This window comes from Sporosarcina sp. P17b (assembly GCF_002743115.1).
Taxonomy (GTDB): domain Bacteria; phylum Bacillota; class Bacilli; order Bacillales_A; family Planococcaceae; genus Sporosarcina; species Sporosarcina ureae_C.
The window spans coordinates 380,249-398,664 of record NZ_PDYP01000002.1; the positions used below are offsets into that span (position 1 = coordinate 380,249).

An 18,416-nucleotide genomic window follows, 5' to 3' on the forward strand; every position below is an offset into this window, starting at 1 on the left:
TCCCCTTTCTGCACTCCATTATTGCTTCACACGTACTTTACTCGCAAGTTCTTTCAACGCTTCCACTTTATCCGTCTGCTCCCATGGCAATTCGATATCCGTGCGGCCAAAGTGACCGTATGCAGCTGTTTGTTTGTAGATTGGACGACGTAGGTCAAGCATTTTGATAATTCCTGCCGGACGAAGGTCAAACAATTCACGTACGAACTCCACTAATTGCGTTTCGGATAGTTTACCCGTGTCGAATGTGTTAATCGAGATAGAAACCGGGCTTGCTACTCCAATAGCATACGCCAGCTGAACTTCACAGTGCTCGGCTAATCCTGCTGCCACGATGTTCTTTGCGACATAGCGAGCTGCATAAGAAGCGGAACGATCCACTTTTGTAGCATCTTTACCTGAGAACGCTCCCCCACCATGTCGTGCATAACCACCGTACGTATCAACGATGATTTTACGTCCAGTTAGACCGGAGTCTCCTTGAGGACCACCAACGACGAAGCTGCCGGTAGGGTTAATGAAGTATTTCGTATGCTCGTCCAACAAGTTTATGGGAACGACTGCATCGATGACTACTTCTTTAATATCTTTCTCGATTTGTTTGAGTGTAGCTTCAGGATGATGTTGTGTGGAAATAACAATCGTGTCAATTCGCACTGGATTATTATCCTGATCATACTCTACTGTTACTTGTGTTTTGCCATCAGGACGCAAATAAGGAATTAGTTCTTCCTTACGTGCTTCTGCTAAACGTCGTGCCAATTTATGAGAAAGACTAATTGGTAAAGGCATAAGTTCCGGTGTTTCATTACATGCATATCCGAACATTAAACCTTGGTCACCTGCTCCGATGTCATCTATGTCTTCATCTGTCATAGACCCTTCACGCGCTTCAAGTGCCACGTTGACACTAGCAGCAATTTCAGGTGATTGCTCATCAATAGATGTAAGTACAGCAGATGTTTCGTAATCAAAGCCGTATTTCGCACGAACATATCCAATTTCCTTTACAGTATCGCGAACTACTTTTGGAATATCCACGTACGTTGTCGTAGTGATTTCTCCCATTACTAATACGAGTCCAGTCGTGATACTCGTTTCACATGCCACACGCGCATTTGGATCCTCGGTTAGGATCGCATCTAAAATTGCGTCTGAAATTTGGTCGCACATCTTGTCTGGATGGCCTTCTGTAACTGATTCTGATGTAAACAGTCGACGGTTTGTCATTTTGTTTCCCCCTATATTAAGCATCATGATACGGTACTCTCATAAGTCCCTGGTAAAGTTCCACGCCTAGACGTCAAGCATATACCATAAGGATTCAGGGCTAGACAATATAAAAAGCCCTTCACTCACATTCAATCCATGAGTAAAAGGCAAAATTTCACGCGCAGCACCTTTCACTCTTATCGTCCAAGGAATTAAACCTTGCTTCAGGTTTGGCACCTTCGCGCTAGACTACTGTCTATTGCAGGTTGCCGGGTTTCACAGGGCCTGTACCCTCCACCAACTCGGGATAAGAGTATCCGTTCATGTCACATCTTATTAAAAAGTTTGGATTTTGTCAATTTTTTTATTCTAAATCACTTGAGTTTTCCATTAGTATAGATTAATATTCTTAATGTGTTATACTATTTACGAATTAGGATATTCTTATCAAGATAAATAAATCGACTACGCAAAGGACGGTATGTAAATATGATATCTGCAAAAATTGATGATAGTTTAAAAAGTCTTCTTAGTGGAAGCAACGTGACGATCCAAGCGTCTGTAGCAGAATTAACGGAAAAAGCAGCAGCAAGAGGCGAAGCTAAACTTTCAGCAGACGGCGCAATTACTGCACGTACAGGCAAGTACACAGGACGCTCACCTAAGGACAAATTCATCGTTGAAGATGCAGTGTCTAAGGATAAAGTAGATTGGGGTAGCACGAACAGCCCAATTTCAGAAGAGATCTTTGATTCATTATACACGAAAGTCATTGATCATTTGAAGGAAAAAGACGAGCTCTTCGTTTTTAAAGGATTTGCAGGCGCGGATAAAGACTCCCAGTTGTCTATCCAAGTAATCAATGAATTAGCTTGGCAGAACCTATTCGTTCACCAGCTATTCATCCGTCCAACAGAAGAAGAATTACAAGCACACGAATCGCAATTCACAATTTTGGCTGCCCCTTCATTCAAAGCGGATCCAAAAGTGGATGGCACTAATTCGGAAACTTTCATCATCGTATCACTCGAGAAACGAATTGTTTTGATTGGTGGAACAGAGTACGCAGGAGAAATGAAAAAATCTATTTTCTCTGTTATGAACTTCTTGCTACCTGAACAAGGTATTCTTTCTATGCACTGTTCAGCAAACGTAGGTGAAGAAGGCGACGTTGCTTTGTTCTTCGGACTTTCTGGAACAGGTAAAACTACTCTTTCAGCAGATGCTAACCGTAAACTAATCGGAGACGATGAGCATGGCTGGTCTGATAACGGCGTATTTAACATTGAAGGTGGATGTTACGCAAAATGTATCAATCTTTCTGCAGAAAAAGAACCTGAAATTTTCGGAGCAATCCGTTTCGGTGCAGTTTTAGAAAACGTTGTATTGGATGAAGTAACGCGCATTCCAGATTATGATGATAAATCATTGACAGAAAACACACGTGCCGCTTACCCTATCGAAAATATCGATAACATCGTGACACCGTCTGTTGCTGGTCATCCTAAGAATATTATCTTCCTAACTGCCGACGCTTCCGGAGTATTGCCTCCGATCTCGATCCTTACAAAAGAACAGGCAATGTACCACTTCTTGAGCGGTTTCACTTCCAAGCTTGCTGGAACTGAGCGTGGAATTACTGCTCCTGAACCAACATTCTCTACTTGCTTCGGCTCACCATTCTTACCACTTCCTGCTGCAACATACGCAGAGATGCTTGGCAAGAAGATCGATGAGCACGGCTCAAAAGTATTCCTTGTGAATACAGGTTGGACTGGCGGAATCTACGGTGTAGGTTCACGTATGAACTTAGGCTATACACGTTCAATGGTACGCGCTGCAATCGCTGGTAAATTAGATAATGTAGAAACAAAGAAGAACGAAATCTTCGGATTGAATATGCCGCTTGAAATCGAAGGTGTACCGAGTAATGTTCTACACCCTCGTTATGCTTGGGAAGATCCGAACGAATACGATAGAGAAGCAAATCGCTTAGCTGATGCTTTCCGTGAGAACTTCAAGAAGTTCAGCCACGTTTCAGAGGACATCGCAATTAAAGGTGGACCACCTGTTATTAAGTAATGATAGCTGAAAGAGGCTGACCCAGAATTCTGGGTCAGCCTCTTTTTTGGTTTGAAATTTGACCCACATTGTAAGTGGGGCGATGGATGGCTTCCGCCTGCGTTAGATTATGTGTAGGGCAGTTCAGATAGTTGTTTTTCGAGTGCGCGGATTATTTGTTCATACAAGTAAGTAGGATACGATGTTAGGTAGCTGTTTTGCGAACCCTTACTCTTCCTTATTTTATGCAAAAGTAGTGATTTGACTGGCAAAGTAAGTGGGGCTGTCATTGGCGCCACTTCGGCGGTGGTGGATGGCTTCCGCAATGAGCCAGACAGGAAGTGCACCTGGCTGTCTCATTACTACGCCTACCACTGTCAGCCGCCTACGTTAGATTGGGTGTAGGGCAGTTCAGATACTTGTTTTGCAAGAATAGGAACTAGTACTACCCAGTCACTGGTTTTATCTCCTATAAACCACAAACAAACTTGCTAACCACTCAGTAGCGCAGGCACAACTGCGGGGTAGGCCGTGGCCATGAGACAGCTAGCAGCTCCACCGCTAGTTGGCTCATGGCTGGAGGCAATCCCCCACGTGCCTGCGCGAGTCCAAAGCATGCCCCTCACTATTTTCCATACACAGACCAATGTCGAGCAACGCCCCCCAAAAAACATCTACCAAGTTTGACCTATCCCCTTCTCTGCCGCTTCATCCAATCCACTGCATCTTTCACAAGCCGCCGATTCATTTCAGGTGGAATATAATGCGTGTAGCCTTCCAAATACCAAGTTTCAAACTCTTTATTCGCCTCACTCAAAGCAGTCTCGAGCAATAACGCCTGTTCAAATGAAACATTTGTATCCAGCGTCCCATGAATAATTAGCGTCGGTATATCGATGTCTTGTACACGGAATAAAGCTGTACGCTCACGATACGCATCGGGTTGATTATTTGGAGTACCACCGATGACACGCTTCATCATGCGGCGCATATCCTGTCGCTCTTTGTATGTGAAGACTACGTCTGAGACGCCTGCCCATGCTACCGCGGACGTTAGGTCTTCACGTATAATAGCAGTCCAGAGCGCCATAATACCGCCTCTTGAAAAGGAAAATAGATGAATTCGATCTGAGTTGACACTACTTTGTTGTTTCAGCACATCAACTCCCACCACTGCGTCATTGCGGTCTTCGCCTGCAAATTCATCCTTCCCTTCACCGCCACGATTGCCGCGGTAATAAGGAGCGAACACCACAAGACCATGGGACGCAAATTGTGCAATACGAGCCGGTCTAACCATCCCGACATGTTGAATGCCGCCACGTAAATAAAGCAAACCGTCATAGCGGCCTTCCGCTCTTGGTGTAGCTAACAGGCCTTTTACTAGCAAACCGTCAGAACTATAGGTAATTTCCTCCAATTTGACGTGTGGGTTTGGGGAAGGATAATCTCTTCTTCGAATGATTTTCCCATTAGTTTGTTCGACCATTCGCTTCCACCCACTTTCTCAGTTCACTCATTCCACGATCCTTCATATGAAAACTAAGTTCTGTACAAGCGTCCAACTCAGCGTCTGTCATCCAAACCGCGCCTTCCGTTTCCATTAACGTAAAGTTCTTTTCTATATGCGTAATATCCCCTGTGAAAACAGCTTTGCAAAAAGGTGGATCGGTAAAGACGACGTACTCAGCAAATGAATGCACATTTTCTATAGTGACTCCTGTTTCTTCCATTGTTTCCCGAATTGCCGCTTGTTCAATGGTCTCTCCCCATTCTGCTTTTCCACCTGGGAATTCAATGCCGCGTATTCTATGTTTAGTCAATAACCAACGCTCGTTGTGCTTAATGAGAACGAGCACATGGCGAGATTCAATTTGATGTGAGTTCAGTCCAAACGTCAATTCGACATTGGCTCCCTGTAAATCTTCAAATTTCAGCATTATGGATCACTTCCTTTCCTCTAGTGTAGCGGAAAGGTAAGTGAAGATTCAACGAAATAGAGGCAGTTGCTCGATAAAACGTTTGGACTCATCGTCTGTGTATTCATGGATCAATGCAAAGACCTTCTTTAAGCGCAAATCCACCCTATCATTGTCTTTGTCATAGTGATATGGAATATACGGTAAATGGGATCGGAGAAAGTTTTGGAATTCTAATTGTTCCATTTGAGAAAATAGTTTTTCAAATACAGGATATACTTCCTTTGTCACTTCTACTTTATATTCCCATGTTGAGGAGTGAGGATCCGCGTGAACTAATTTGTGATTCAGTGATATATACATTGGATATCTTTCTTCTGTCATAATCATCCTACTTTCTTTTTACCGTAGCATGGCTCGTTACGAAGAAAATATTCTTCATAAAAAAAACCTATTAACGGCATCTCGTCAATAGGTCTTCGTATTATATTTCTTGATCTTGATCTTGCTCTTCATATACTACTTTTTCAACCGCCAACGCCACGTTAATGTGTACGTTAGGATCTAAAGGATGTGGTACTAAATCGTCTCGTTTTGTGCTATCGACAATCGCCAGAGCTGCGGCAATAAGCATTGGATATGTAATGGACTTGGCATTCGCGTTTAATGCGCCACGGAAGATACCCGGGAAGCCAAGAACATTATTCACTAGACGACCATCGGCTGCATAAGCCGCGCCTGCTTCCAATGCGACATCCGGAGCAATTTCCGCGTTTGGATTGGATAAAGCCAAAATAATTTGACCTTTACGAACCATTTCAGGCTTGATCAAGTTAGCTACACCTGTTGTGGCAATGATCAGGTCACAAGTCTCCATAATTTCCTCCATCGAATCGACAACAGTACCGCCGTGCCCTGCTAACATTTCTTTAGCGTGAGGGTTTGGATCCGTTCCTCTCATTTCCTTTACACCATATGCCATAAACATACGACTGATGGCTAAACCTGCCGCGCCTAGTCCAATTTGTCCAACCGAAGAATTAGCTAAATCTGCACCGACATGTTTACAGGCAGTGAGTGCTGCTGCTAATGCTACGACTGCTGTGCCATGCTGGTCATCATGCATAACCGGAATCGGCAATTCTTTTTTTAGACGTTCTTCGATTTCAAAGCAATGTGGAGAACCTATGTCTTCTAATAAAATTGCACCGAAGCCTTGATGGATATGTTTGACCGTAGCTACTACTTCATCCGGATCACTCGTATCAAGTAATATCGGAATACCGCTAATGCCAACGAATTGATCAAATAATACGGCCTTTCCTTCCATGACAGGCATACCTGCTACTGGACCAATATCTCCGAGTCCCAAAATGGCTGTACCATCTGTCACGATTGCTACGGAATTTGAAATGCCTGTGAAATAATTGGCTTGTTCGGGATCTTCGTGAATCGTTTTACATACGCTAGCCACACCCGGTGTGTACACTCTGCGTAAATCAGCAAGAGAACGGATTTGATGTGTGGCTTTCATATGAATTTTACCGCCCTCATGCATTTGCAGTACATCATCTGTAATCGCCTGAACTTTAATGCCATGTTTCAAATTATCTATTGCTTCGACAATTTCCTCTAAATGTTCTTTATCATTACATAATAGTGCGATTTCTCTGATTGTAGAAATCGTACCAACTTTAATCGTTTGAATGTCACCGATATCTCCATTTAACTGTCCAATTGCCATCGTCACCTTACCCAAATTACCAGGTTTGGAAGGTGTTTCGATAATTAAATTACGTAGAAATTGGCCTTGAGCCATATTTAATCTACCTCCTACTATGTCTTGTTTTTTCATATAGTTTAACACTCTTTTTGATTGCATCCGTTAAAAAACACACATCTCTAATCATACGAGATGTGTGTTTTCCAATCAAGCCTTGATATCAATTGAAGCGCCCTTTGTGGGGTGCGCGACAGGCTGATTTTCGAGGCCATTCAACATATCATTCATAGCAGAAGTTTCCATTGAAAGGGCCTTGTTCATGACGCTCATTTGAACGGTTGATTGCAAGCTTCTCAACTGGCTGGACATAATTGAATTGATATCCATAACGTTCAACTCCTTTCTGGTGTTCACTTCTTACTATCGGTTAATTTTTTGTTGAATAAAGAGTTTTATTCGTTTGTTTCGCCAAGGAACGCATTCAACATCCACTGATGCTTTTCTACGCTCTGATAAATTGCGTTCAACATATCTTCTGTCATATCATCAGAATCTTTGGCTGCCAAATCCATCCCTTTTTTCAATGATTTCATTGTTTTATCGAAATCATCTACTAGTGTCTGTACCATTTCATTCGCTTTTTCTGTGCCTTTTGCTTCGTCGATAACAGATTCAGTCAAATGCTGTGATAGTGTTGCAGTCGGTTCGCCACCCAAAGTTAGCACACGCTCTGCGATTTCATCCATATGCGCTGTTGCTTCGTTATATAATTCTTCAAACTTTGCGTGTAATGTGAAGAATTGATTTCCTTTTACATACCAGTGGTAGTTATGAAGTTTCGCATACAACACCGACCAAGTAGATACTTGTTTGTTTAGTTCTTGAATTAATTCTTTAGACATAAAAAAAAACACTCCTCTTAAATTGTATTATGCTTCTCTCTTTTAATTTACCACATCTATAGGTAAACTAAACCTTATTACGTCAGAAGGTGATGGATATGCTAAAGAAAGTATTTATACAATTGATCCGATTCTATCAAAAGTTCATTTCTCCCTTATCACCACCCTCTTGCCGATTTCATCCGACTTGTTCACATTACGGGGTAGAAGCAATTGAAACACACGGAGCACTGAAAGGTAGTTGGCTTGCAGTCATGCGGATTTTAAAATGTCATCCTTTTCATAAAGGTGGATTCGATCCGGTACCTCCCAAAAAAACGAATAGAAACAAGCAGTACTAGGTTGCAAACATATATCATATCTTGTATGATGAGAAAATAATCTAAATAGTAATCATTCCGATTACGTCACGGAGGCTTTTCTAATGAAAAATCGTTTGCTGTTGCTAGGCGCTGCTTTACTACTCGTTTTAAGTGGTTGTACCAATAAGGCATCGACCGAACCGGATGATTCGTCATCCGATCAATTACTCGTCTATACGACAGTCTACCCATTGCAATACTTCACTGAACGCATTGGTGGAGAGTATGTTGACGTGAAATCTATCTATCCGCCTGGGACAGATGAGCATGTGTTTGAACCTACACAGAAAGATATGATGGCGTTGGCAAAAGGAGATTTATTCTTCTATATCGGACTTGGACTCGAAGGTTTTGTGCAAAAGACGGAGAAGACGTTGCAAAATGAAGATGTGCAGTTCGTTCCAATCGCCGACTATATTGATCCCGAGGAATTAGAAGAGGGGCATTCTCACGAGCATGGAGAAGATGATCATGACGAGCATGGGCATGAGGATACCGTTGATCCACATGTTTGGATATCTCCTTATCTCAGCACGAAACTTGCAGAGAAAATCACGCAAGAGTTGTCCGATGAATTACCTGAACATGCAGAGGCATTCAAGAAAAATTTTGATGCGTTATATGATGAATTAGAAGAATTGGATCGTGGATTTAAGACTATGGCTGATGCGTCACCAAACAAAACATTCTTTGTGTCCCATGCAGCGTTTGGCTACTTGGCAGATGCTTACGGGTTACAGCAACTTGCAGTATCTGGTCTTGATTCTCAGAATGAACCATCACAAAAAGAATTAGCTTCACTTGTAAAGGAAGCAAAAGAACAAGACATCCAGTATATTTTATTTGAACAAAACGTCAGCTCAAAATTGGCTGAAGTCATCAAAAAAGAACTGGATGCCGAAGCGATAACTTTGCATAATTTGAGTGTACTTACTGAAGAAGACATACAAAAAGAAGAAACGTACTTCACTCTCATGGAACAAAATTTGGAAGTACTGAAAAAAGCATTAGGCAACTAACAGTGGATGAAAACTCCACTGTTTTTTTATAACCATTTTTTCAATTCGAAGCGCATTAATTTATTTGATGCGTTACGTGGCAGTTGCTCTACAAATCGAAATTCTTTTGGAAGTTTATAACGTGCTAAACGTTTCGAACAGAATTCTACTAGTTCTTCCTCAGTAACTGAACCGACGAGAAATGCGACGGGTACTTGCCCCCACTCCATATCTTCTTTACCACATACGCCCGCTTCCTTTATAGCAGGATGCGCTAGCAACACATTTTCAATTTCGGCAGGATAAATATTCTCTCCACCCGAAATAATGAGATCAGCACGTCGATCGACAATGAATAAATAGCCTTCCTCGTCAAGATAGCCAGCATCCCCTGTAACGAGCCAACCATCCTCGGTCAGCGCATTGCGTGTATGTTGGCTTCCAATGTAGCCTGGCGTCACGTGAGGACCTTTTATGAGCACTTCTCCTACTTCTCTCGGTTGAACGGTATCTTTAATGGCAACTTGATTGAAAAATAACGGTTTCCCCGCTGAACCTAGCTTTCGCGCCGCATCCGCTTTTCCAAGAGTCGTCGTTTGCGAACACGTTTCGGTCATGCCATACGTCTGAAGTATCGGTAATCCACACGCTGCCGCGCGATTCAAATAATCCAGTGGTACCGGTCCTCCTCCAACGAGCATAGTACGAAATAGCGGATGTGCTTTACTATCAGTCGCTTCCATGACACGAACAATTTGATCCAACGTCAGCGCAACGACGGACATCGCTGTTACACGTCCTGCCATGATTTGTGTAGCAGCTTCTTTCGCATCAAATTTTTCGTACAAGCGCATTTCCATTCCATAAATCACTGAGCGAATGACGATCGATAGTCCACTTATGTGGAATAGTGGCATCATGCAAAGCCATGAATCTTTATCGGTCAATCCGAGATTCAGCGCTGAAGCGAGCGCGCTTGACGTATGATTACCTGCTGTTTGTCGAACCCCTTTAGGAACCCCTGTAGTGCCTGAAGTATACATAATCGATAGCGTCTGATCTTCAGTCCACTGTTTCAGTAAAGTGAACTCTTTTCGTTCAGTCTTTCGAACCGCAGAATAGAATACGCTTTTGATGTCATCCAATTCCGGAAGTGAGGTTATTTTATCATCAACAAGCACAAGTGTTGCCTCGGAATCACGTACTTGCCAGCGTAATTCCTGTTCTGTCAGCCGATTATTCAGACAGACGACTTCCACACTTAATAACCAGCATGCATGGATAAAGAGGACTGTTTGTTCATTGGACTGGCTGAGTAGCGCCACCCTACTCTCAGGTTGTACTCCAAGATGATGAAGTTGTTGTGCGATTTCAAGAGATTGTTCATATAATTCACGGTATGACCAGTTCCCTTCTTTTGTAACAAGAGCGGATGCGTCTGGTGTCAATTTAGCTCGTTGCATAAGCCAATTAGGAATCATCAAGTGAAACTCCTCCAATTAAAAATGACGTAATGAAAAAGCTGCCCAATTTAGGCAGCTTTCATTTGTTTAAGGGAAACGTGGGAATTGATCGAAGTCCGGCTTACGCTTTTCTTTAAATGCGTCGCGTCCTTCTTTCGCTTCATCCGTCGTATAATAAAGCAATGTTGCATCCCCAGCTAATTGCTGTAGACCAGCCAAGCCATCTGTATCTGCATTCATTGCTGCTTTCAAGAAGCGAAGTGCAGTAGGACTCTTGCCGAGCATTTCTTCACACCATTGAACAGTCTCGTCTTCAAGCTGCTCATACGGAACAACTGTGTTGACTAAGCCCATGTCGAGTGCTTCCTGTGCGTCGTATTGACGGCATAGGTACCAAATTTCACGTGCTTTTTTATGCCCAACAATACGTGCGAGGTATCCTGAACCATATCCTGCGTCGAACGAGCCTACAGTAGGTCCTGTTTGTCCAAAACGTGCATTGTCTGCAGCAATCGTTAAGTCACACACTACATGTAACACGTGACCGCCACCAATTGCATATCCGGCAACCATTGCGACAACAGGCTTTGGAATAACGCGAATCAAGCGTTGAAGATCTAAAACGTTTAAGCGTGGAATTTCGTCATCTCCAACATATCCACCGTGACCGCGAACAGATTGATCGCCTCCTGAACAGAAAGCTTTCTCCCCTTCACCAGTTAACACGATAACTCCAATTCGCTGATCATCTCTTGCGCGTGAAAATGCATCGATCATTTCCATAACTGTTTTCGGACGGAATGCGTTGCGCACTTCCGGACGATTGATCGTGATTTTTGCGATACCATTGTACATTTCGTACTTGATATCATCATATGTACGAAGCGTTTCCCATTGACGGGTCATAATAAATTCCTCCTCGATTTTTACACTGTTTTCAGATAGCTCTTTATCATTGTAGCAAATTGTTGAGGTTTTTCCACGTGAATTGCATGCCCCGCATCTTTTATCGTTTCATGCTGCGCATTTGGCAAGCTTTTCATCATGTCCTGCGCAATCATTTCAAATTTCTCGTCTTCACTGCCCGTAAGCAATAATACAGGAAGTGAAAGTTGCTCTAGCGCCTGCCAGTATGAAGGCTGACTCCCCGTTCCAATCCCTCGTAAACTGTTTGCTAAACCAATTGGCCGTTGATTGAGGCGTTCATTACGCACTGCTTGTTGCTGTGAGTCAGACAATTTCTTTTGTGAATGAAACAGCGGAATCTCCTGCCAAAAGTTGACGAATTCAATCATTCCTTGCTGTTCTATCCTCTCCGCAAGCTTAGCATCTGCTGTGCGTCGTGCAAGTTGTTGTTCAGACGTACGCAAGCCTGGTGAACTGCTCTCAAGTACTAAACTTTTCACTTTGTCAGGGTAGGTTGTCGTATAGCCTAGCGCGACACGCCCTCCCATCGAATAACCAAGTAGAATGGGATTGGTTATTTCAAGCTTCTGCAAGACTTCATTCAAATCTTCAATTTGCTCTTCCATCCTATAGCGGTTCATCTTTTCAGGCGCTTCCGTTTTACCATGACCGATTAAATCGACTGCGACTACATAATAATCCACCGCAAGCTCTTCAATCGTTTGCTGCCAAGTAGCGATCGAACCTGTAAAACCATGCAACAAAACAATTGCAGGCAACCGTTCATCCCCGAACTTTGCAATATGCGTATCAATACCTCTGATCGTCAACATTTCAGTTGTCAATGCGTTCCACCCTCTTCGCAATTTCCCGCCATACGGAGCGATGAGCTTCCACATTGTCTGCACGCACTGTTGCTACTTCAATAATTCGTAAATTAGCCGTTTTAGCTGCTTGCATCGCTTGTTCAAATGCTCGTGTCGTATCTACTGCATCGTATTGTGCTTCATACATCGCTGCGACATGATTAAACGTCATATTAGTTGGAGTTCCAAATAATTGTTCATAATGCTGTTCAATTGACGCTTGCGGCAAATAGGAGAAAATCCCGCCACCATTGTTATTAATTAAAACAATCGTCAAATCAGTTTGCTGTAACCGGGAAATAATCAATCCGTTCACGTCATGTAAGAACGCTAAATCACCAATCAATAAATAGGTCTTGCGTTGACGACCTTCCTGAATTCCAAGAGCAGTCGAGACAACTCCGTCAATTCCATTTGCTCCTCTATTGCAGAACAACGAAATGTCACGGTTCGTCTTTTTGAAATGCGTATCCAAGTCCCGAATCGGCATGCTGCTACTGCAGACTACATCAGAGCCATCCGGTAAATTGGCAATAAATTGACGAACGAAGTGACCTTCATCTTGATTGAAATATTGATCTTCATTCATTACGTCTGCGGAAATTTGATTGGCTCTAGTCCATTGTTTCGTATATTCTGTTCGCTCGCGTGGTACAGATACTTGCTGCCAAATACTCGCTGCACTCACTTGCAAGTGGTGAGTAGTCAGACCAATCGGATCACGATAATTTGGTGAATCATCCACTACGATATACGTTTTAGGACAAGTCTTCTTCAAAAACAAAAGTAATGGCTTAGAAATGGGCTGCGGACCAAATCGTATGACACAATCAGGTCGCACGTTTTCAGCAAACATTTCACTTTTTAGCAAGGCATCGTACTGATCGATACAAAGATCATCACAATCTGTCGGTACTTGTGAGCGTAGATTGGATAACGGATCACATAATACTGGCCATTGAAGTGCTCTAGCGAACTGCCAGAAACGTTCTTTATCTAGAGTCGTCGGTTGCTCACCCATTACAATTATGCCTTTTTTCGCTTGCACAATGGCCGATTCTAGTACAGTTTTCATTTCTTCCGTTACAGCGAGATCCCCTACTAACTGTTGCTGGAATCGGCTAACAGGCGCTGTGGCTTCCAAGTCAATGAGCAATGGCTCACGAAACGGCACATTCAAATGCACAGGCCCTTGAGGTGCAGTTTTGGCAATGGATAGAAGTCTAACTGCACGTTGTTCCATGTACCGTAAAATGTCTTCTCTGTTTTCAGGCACAGGGAAGTCGACACTATCTTTGACGTGCTCTCCAAACATGCGAATTTGATCAATCGCCTGTGGTGCACCGACTTCACGTAATTCATGCGGACGATCCGCCGTGATGACGATCAACGGCAGTCTTGCATAAAACGCTTCTGTCACAGCAGGATGATAGTTCGATGCTGCTGTTCCTGACGTACATAGCAAAACAACAGGTTGCCCAGTCGCTTTCACTAATCCAAGTGCATAAAAAGCTGCAGAACGCTCATCGGTATGCATATACGTCTGCATATTTGTAGAGTTCGTAAACGCATACGCAAGCGGTGTCGATCTGGAGCCTGGACTAATAACCGCCTTGGTTGCTCCTTGTCGTATAAGCGTATCCGTTAAGCGAAGCACATAACTCGTTAATCCTGTCTGGTGATCATTCATGTAAACGGCCTCCGAGCGCGCGTAACACAGGACGGAATTTCACCCATGTTTCCGCATATTCTTCAGTCGGTGTAGAATCGGCTACTATACCACCGCCAGCATACAAATATGCATCATTGCCAGTTAACAATCCAGAACGAATTGCCACCGCAAATTCTCCATTACCTGCGGAATCCGTCCAACCAATCGGTCCAGCATAAAAGCCACGGTCCATCTGCTCTTCTTCACGAATAATTTCAAGCGCTTTCTGACGTGGAACTCCCCCAAGCGCAGGTGTCGGATGAAGTGCTTCGACTAGACGGAATATATCCATGTCCTTCGCAAGTTCCCCTTCAACCGGTGTGAATAAATGTTGGATGTCCCGCACCTTTAGAAGTTTAGGCGTTTTACTAACTTGAAGGGATGTACAGAACTCCGAGAACACTTGCGTAATCATATCGACTACATATTGATGTTCTTCACGGTTTTTCTTATCGCGTAATAATACTTCTCCGAGCTGCTGATCTTCTTGAGACGTTTTTCCACGTTCAATTGAGCCAGCTACACATGCAGAATACGCATGTCCATTTGATATTTCGACTAAACGCTCAGGTGTCGCACCAAAGAACATCTCATCACCAATTTGCAGTCCGAAATGATAACTAGCCGATTGTTCATTCGTAATGGTATGCAATGCAGCGGCCTTTTGAAATTCTTCTTCAAACGTTAATTTGATTTTACGTGCAATAACGACTTTTTCCGCTTCTTGTTCTTTAATATGCGATGTTACTTGTTCAACTGCATCCATATAGCGATCCGTTGCTAGCTCAGTCTGCTTGATCACATCAGGCTTTCCTTGGAACGTGAATTCATCTATTTGTGCAATATGGATCAGCCGATCACGTTCTTGACGCAATGCTTCAAAATCAGCCGCCGCTTGCGGTTCTTCCGTAATATAATTAATGGATACATACGTTTTCCCTTTTTCAATTTTCAGTTGGAATAGAGGGACAGTAAAATAAGCGGCTGGGAACGCACTCCACTCATCATCTTGACGAGTATGAGGATCAAAAGAAAATCCGCCAAATAACACGGGATCGATATCTTTCTCTTCTTTAATTAATCCCTCACACAGTGCTGCCCACTGTAAAGAAATCGATTGAAAACGATTTAGCTCCGCTGTTAATACCGTTGCTTGACCTAATCCGACAAGTTTTACTGTCTTGTCCGCATTCTGCCAGAAGAAACGATGCTCACCATAATGTGAAAGACCTGCTTCAAAAAAAGCAAGTGGACTTAGTGTTTCCACTTCTATTGTTTCCGTAAAAAAACGAGAATCAGCGCCTGTTGCTGGAACCGTCCTCATTCGATCGGTCAATTTCCGATTCATCCCACTCTCTCCTTATCATCGTACAAAATATTTTTCGTCAATTTACGTTCAGACATACTTTCACTGAACGATAAGTACCTCTATTCTAGCACATTGGACGCTTTACTTAATATATAATGTCTTGCTGTATGGGAGACGATACGACAATTATCTTCAACTATTGTTTCATATAACCTAACTGCTGATTTTTGTTGTATACTATCAGATGATGACTACACATATAAGGAGAGATTACCCGTGCAACACACAATAGAAACCGATACCGGCTGGCGAGTTTGGTGGCAACTCACACGCCCCCACACATTGACTGCCGCTTTTGCGCCTGTCTTTTTAGGCACCATGATTGCGCTACAATACGGACCACTTCATTTTCCGTTATTTCTAGCGATGCTTGTAGCCAGTTTATTTTTGCAGATGGCTACGAATATGTTTAATGAATACTACGATTTCAAACGTGGACTTGATGATGAACATTCAATCGGGATTGGCGGCACGATCGTCAGAAACGGCGTACAGCCGAAGACCGTGTTAAATTTAGCGCTCATGCTCTACGGGCTATCCGTTGTTCTCGGCATTTACATTTGCATGGAAACTTCATGGTGGCTTGCCGCAGTAGGTTCCGTTGCTATGTTGATCGGCTATTTTTATACTGGCGGCCCCTATCCTATTGCTTATACTCCATTCGGTGAACTCGTTTCAGGATTCGTAATGGGCATGTTGTTGATCTTGATTGCGTTCTACATTCAAACAGGAACCGTTACAGGTAATGCAATATTACTTTCCGTACCAAGCATGCTACTAGTCGGTGCGATCATGCTGGCTAATAACATACGTGATATCGTACAAGATACCAAGGGTGGTAGAAAAACTATGGCCATCCTAACAGGTCGAAATAACGCAGTGACCATCTTGGCTATATTTTTCATCGTATCGTATGTATGGATCATTGCGCTTGTATTGACTGGCCACGTATCTGCTTGGGCATTACTTGTGCTATTAAGCATCCCGAAACCTTTGCACGCTGTGAAGACATTCCGCAAGTATGAACAACCCCTTCAAGTCATGCCAGCTATGAAAGATACAGGCGTGACCAATACGCTGTTTGGACTACTTCTTGGGATTGGCATTCTTATAGCTCACTTCATCTGAATAAACTGTATCAAAAACGTCTACACTTAAAAAGGTAGGCGTTTTTTTGTTGGAAAGGTTTACCCTTCCTTGTAAACAGGGAAAGACTGAAGTAAGAAAGCTTTCTCAGATTTCATTTTTCAATAAAGAAAGCAATATAGAAAGGGTCGTGACTACATTGTTAACTACTAAACAAATAGAAACACTAAAAAAGGAACTACGTGCTATGGAAGACCATCTAACGGAAACAGAAAAAGAGACGGAGATTGTAAATAATGCGCAGGACGATGTAGGTGAACTATCCATGTATGATAATCACCCTGCTGACATGGGAACCGAATTGTACGAACGTGAAAAAGATATGGCACTTAACACGCACGCAGAAGGCGAACTGGAGAAAGTCCAGAACGCACTACAGGCTATCGAGGACGGCACGTACGGTACATGTGAAGTATGTGGTAAGGAAATACAACATGAGCGCTTAGAAGCAATCCCGTACACTACCGTGTGCATTGAAGATGCACAAAAAGATATACCGACTGATCGACCCGTTGAAGATGATTTACTAATCATGGCGGAACCCAATACATTTGCTGCCCGTAGAGAAGGTGACGTAATAGATTACGAAGACAGCTTCCAGGAAATTGCCGAGTCCGGAACATCTGATACCCCTTCTGACTTTATTGGAAGTAAAAACCGTGATTATGACGATCTGTATGATGACGAAAATGATGAAGGTGTAGAAGAATACGAAGAGTTTGCAGTCTCCGACATTACGGGTGAACCAGCCGGTATTGTTCGAAATGAAGAAGCAGTAGAATATGAAGAAGAATTAGATGAGGAAGGAATTGAATCACCATTGGGCGACATTCCTTACAAAAAAGGTGACAGCTACATCGATGCAGAGAAAGATAAGTAATATTTAAAAAGTATGTACTATGAGCGGTAATCATAGTACATACTTTTTTGCCACGTTCATTCATTTAGTCAACTCACTGGACCTGATACGTTGTAGATTGCGTAGCATACACTATACGGATGAAAGTCCAATACTTTGTAGCAAGCAGCACATTCTAAAATGTGATAATCCCTATACATATACTTACTAATGTATTCTTTTAAAATGAATATAGAAAAAAGGTATTGCACGTTTGTGCAATACCTTTTTATGTATGACCCCTACGGGATTCGAACCCGTGATACCGCCGTGAAAGGGCGGTGTCTTAACCGCTTGACCAAGGGGCCAAAAATTATGGCGGAGAAGGAGGGATTCGAACCCTCGCACCGCTTTCGCGATCTACACCCTTAGCAGGGGCGCCTCTTGAGCCACTTGAGTACTTCCCCATAAAAATGGCTCCGCAGGTAAGACTCGAACTTACGACCGATCGGTTAACAGCCGATTGCTCTACCACTGAGCTACTGCGGAATGGTGGGCCTAAGTGGACTCGAACCACCGACCTCACGCTTATCAGGCGTGCGCTCTAACCAGCTGAGCTATAGGCCCCTATTGGAGCGGGTGGGGAGAATCGAACTCCCATCATCAGCTTGGAAGGCTGAGGTTTTACCACTAAACTACACCCGCATTCATGGTGGCTCAGGACGGAATCGAACCGCCGACACAAGGATTTTCAGTCCTTTGCTCTACCGACTGAGCTACTGAGCCACATTGCTTACTTTTAAATAAAAATGGCGGTCCCGACCGGGATCGAACCGGCGATCTCCTGCGTGACAGGCAGGCATGTTAACCGCTACACCACGGGACCATTGGTTGCGGGGACAGGATTTGAACCTGTGACCTTTGGGTTATGAGCCCAACG

Annotated in this window: 19 protein-coding genes, 7 tRNA genes and 1 riboswitch; of the genes, 5 read left to right on the forward strand and 21 right to left on the reverse strand. The window is 43.2% G+C overall.

What is annotated here, in order from left to right; translation table 11 throughout:
- Nucleotides 1-18: 18 nt before the first annotated feature.
- Nucleotides 19-1,230, reverse strand: a complete 1,212-nt coding sequence (metK, locus tag CSV76_RS03830) for a methionine adenosyltransferase (RefSeq protein WP_099624786.1) — start codon at nucleotides 1,228-1,230, stop codon at nucleotides 19-21.
- Nucleotides 1,231-1,406: 176 nt separating this feature from the next.
- Nucleotides 1,407-1,526: riboswitch (SAM riboswitch) on the reverse strand.
- Nucleotides 1,527-1,701: 175 nt separating this feature from the next.
- On the opposite strand from metK, the gene pckA reads away from it, so the two are divergent.
- A complete protein-coding gene (gene pckA, locus CSV76_RS03835) occupies nucleotides 1,702-3,294 on the forward strand; it encodes a phosphoenolpyruvate carboxykinase (ATP) (protein ID WP_099624787.1) in 1,593 nt (530 codons plus the stop codon).
- A 222-nt stretch (nucleotides 3,295-3,516) separates the two neighbouring features.
- On the opposite strand, the gene CSV76_RS17825 is transcribed toward pckA, so the two are convergent.
- The 8 genes from CSV76_RS17825 to CSV76_RS03865 all read right to left on the reverse strand — a co-directional run bounded on the left by CSV76_RS17825 (nucleotide 3,517) and on the right by CSV76_RS03865 (nucleotide 7,817).
- The gene (locus tag CSV76_RS17825) at nucleotides 3,517-3,648 is read right to left on the reverse strand and encodes a hypothetical protein (protein WP_255406927.1); all 132 of its coding nucleotides are present in this window, start codon (nucleotides 3,646-3,648) and stop codon (nucleotides 3,517-3,519) included.
- Nucleotides 3,649-3,764: 116 nt separating this feature from the next.
- Nucleotides 3,765-3,890: a hypothetical protein gene (locus CSV76_RS17830; protein ID WP_255396868.1), complete on the reverse strand. Its 126-nt coding sequence runs from the start codon at nucleotides 3,888-3,890 to the stop codon at nucleotides 3,765-3,767.
- 71 nt (nucleotides 3,891-3,961) lie between these two features.
- Nucleotides 3,962-4,762: an alpha/beta hydrolase family protein gene (locus CSV76_RS03840; RefSeq protein WP_085426757.1), complete on the reverse strand. Its 801-nt coding sequence runs from the start codon at nucleotides 4,760-4,762 to the stop codon at nucleotides 3,962-3,964.
- Nucleotides 4,746-5,213: an NUDIX domain-containing protein gene (locus tag CSV76_RS03845; protein WP_099624788.1), complete on the reverse strand. Its 468-nt coding sequence runs from the start codon at nucleotides 5,211-5,213 to the stop codon at nucleotides 4,746-4,748. Before CSV76_RS03845 ends, CSV76_RS03840 begins: the two co-directional genes overlap by 17 nt.
- A 48-nt stretch (nucleotides 5,214-5,261) precedes the next feature.
- Nucleotides 5,262-5,576: a transposase gene (locus CSV76_RS03850; RefSeq protein ID WP_232319584.1), complete on the reverse strand. Its 315-nt coding sequence runs from the start codon at nucleotides 5,574-5,576 to the stop codon at nucleotides 5,262-5,264.
- Nucleotides 5,577-5,676: 100 nt separating this feature from the next.
- On the reverse strand, nucleotides 5,677-7,011 hold the full coding sequence (locus tag CSV76_RS03855; RefSeq protein ID WP_099624789.1) for an NAD-dependent malic enzyme: 1,335 nt from the start codon (nucleotides 7,009-7,011) through the stop codon (nucleotides 5,677-5,679).
- Nucleotides 7,012-7,122: 111 nt separating this feature from the next.
- Complete coding sequence (locus tag CSV76_RS03860; protein WP_029055127.1) at nucleotides 7,123-7,302, reverse strand: putative motility protein; 180 nt, start codon at nucleotides 7,300-7,302, stop codon at nucleotides 7,123-7,125.
- A gap of 65 nt (nucleotides 7,303-7,367) precedes the next feature.
- Nucleotides 7,368-7,817 (reverse strand): Dps family protein, encoded by a 450-nt coding sequence (locus CSV76_RS03865; protein WP_085426760.1) that lies wholly within the window; start codon nucleotides 7,815-7,817, stop codon nucleotides 7,368-7,370.
- Nucleotides 7,818-7,915: 98 nt separating this feature from the next.
- On the opposite strand from CSV76_RS03865, the gene yidD reads away from it, so the two are divergent.
- Both yidD and CSV76_RS03875 read left to right on the forward strand, forming a co-directional pair.
- Nucleotides 7,916-8,158 (forward strand): membrane protein insertion efficiency factor YidD, encoded by a 243-nt coding sequence (gene yidD, locus CSV76_RS03870; protein WP_099624790.1) that lies wholly within the window; start codon nucleotides 7,916-7,918, stop codon nucleotides 8,156-8,158.
- Nucleotides 8,159-8,241: 83 nt separating this feature from the next.
- Nucleotides 8,242-9,198, forward strand: coding sequence for a metal ABC transporter solute-binding protein, Zn/Mn family (locus tag CSV76_RS03875; protein ID WP_099624791.1), 957 nt, complete (start codon nucleotides 8,242-8,244; stop codon nucleotides 9,196-9,198).
- A 26-nt stretch (nucleotides 9,199-9,224) separates the two neighbouring features.
- Here CSV76_RS03875 and CSV76_RS03880 read toward each other — a convergent pair whose 3' ends face one another.
- The 5 genes from CSV76_RS03880 to CSV76_RS03900 all read right to left on the reverse strand — a co-directional run bounded on the left by CSV76_RS03880 (nucleotide 9,225) and on the right by CSV76_RS03900 (nucleotide 15,471).
- Complete coding sequence (locus CSV76_RS03880) at nucleotides 9,225-10,658, reverse strand: o-succinylbenzoate--CoA ligase (protein ID WP_099624792.1); 1,434 nt, start codon at nucleotides 10,656-10,658, stop codon at nucleotides 9,225-9,227.
- A 69-nt stretch (nucleotides 10,659-10,727) separates the two neighbouring features.
- Nucleotides 10,728-11,546, reverse strand: a complete 819-nt coding sequence (gene menB / locus CSV76_RS03885; RefSeq protein ID WP_085426764.1) for a 1,4-dihydroxy-2-naphthoyl-CoA synthase — start codon at nucleotides 11,544-11,546, stop codon at nucleotides 10,728-10,730.
- Nucleotides 11,547-11,566: 20 nt separating this feature from the next.
- Nucleotides 11,567-12,391, reverse strand: coding sequence for a 2-succinyl-6-hydroxy-2,4-cyclohexadiene-1-carboxylate synthase (menH, locus tag CSV76_RS03890; protein ID WP_233204397.1), 825 nt, complete (start codon nucleotides 12,389-12,391; stop codon nucleotides 11,567-11,569).
- On the reverse strand, nucleotides 12,381-14,102 hold the full coding sequence (gene menD, locus CSV76_RS03895) for a 2-succinyl-5-enolpyruvyl-6-hydroxy-3-cyclohexene-1-carboxylic-acid synthase (protein WP_099624793.1): 1,722 nt from the start codon (nucleotides 14,100-14,102) through the stop codon (nucleotides 12,381-12,383). Before menD ends, menH begins: the two co-directional genes overlap by 11 nt.
- Nucleotides 14,095-15,471: an isochorismate synthase gene (locus CSV76_RS03900; protein WP_099624794.1), complete on the reverse strand. Its 1,377-nt coding sequence runs from the start codon at nucleotides 15,469-15,471 to the stop codon at nucleotides 14,095-14,097. Before CSV76_RS03900 ends, menD begins: the two co-directional genes overlap by 8 nt.
- A 237-nt stretch (nucleotides 15,472-15,708) precedes the next feature.
- Between CSV76_RS03900 and CSV76_RS03905 the strand changes: the two genes are divergently transcribed.
- Nucleotides 15,709-16,620, forward strand: coding sequence for a 1,4-dihydroxy-2-naphthoate polyprenyltransferase (locus CSV76_RS03905; protein WP_085426767.1), 912 nt, complete (start codon nucleotides 15,709-15,711; stop codon nucleotides 16,618-16,620).
- Between the two features lie 148 nt (nucleotides 16,621-16,768).
- Entirely contained in the window at nucleotides 16,769-17,518 is a 750-nt protein-coding gene (locus CSV76_RS03910) for a TraR/DksA C4-type zinc finger protein (protein ID WP_233204398.1), read from the forward strand.
- Nucleotides 17,519-17,772: 254 nt separating this feature from the next.
- Here the strand turns inward: CSV76_RS03910 and CSV76_RS03915 are convergent.
- From CSV76_RS03915 to CSV76_RS03945, 7 genes are all read right to left on the reverse strand, one after another.
- A tRNA-Glu gene (locus CSV76_RS03915) sits at nucleotides 17,773-17,844 on the reverse strand.
- Nucleotides 17,845-17,852: 8 nt separating this feature from the next.
- A tRNA-Ser gene (locus CSV76_RS03920) sits at nucleotides 17,853-17,943 on the reverse strand.
- A 7-nt stretch (nucleotides 17,944-17,950) separates the two neighbouring features.
- Nucleotides 17,951-18,025: transfer RNA gene (locus CSV76_RS03925), tRNA-Asn, on the reverse strand.
- Nucleotide 18,026: 1 nt separating this feature from the next.
- Nucleotides 18,027-18,103 (reverse strand) — tRNA-Ile (locus CSV76_RS03930).
- Between the two features lie 4 nt (nucleotides 18,104-18,107).
- Nucleotides 18,108-18,181: transfer RNA gene (locus CSV76_RS03935), tRNA-Gly, on the reverse strand.
- Nucleotides 18,182-18,186: 5 nt separating this feature from the next.
- Nucleotides 18,187-18,262 (reverse strand) — tRNA-Phe (locus CSV76_RS03940).
- 24 nt (nucleotides 18,263-18,286) lie between these two features.
- Nucleotides 18,287-18,362: transfer RNA gene (locus tag CSV76_RS03945), tRNA-Asp, on the reverse strand.
- Between the last annotated feature and the right edge of the window lie 54 nt (nucleotides 18,363-18,416).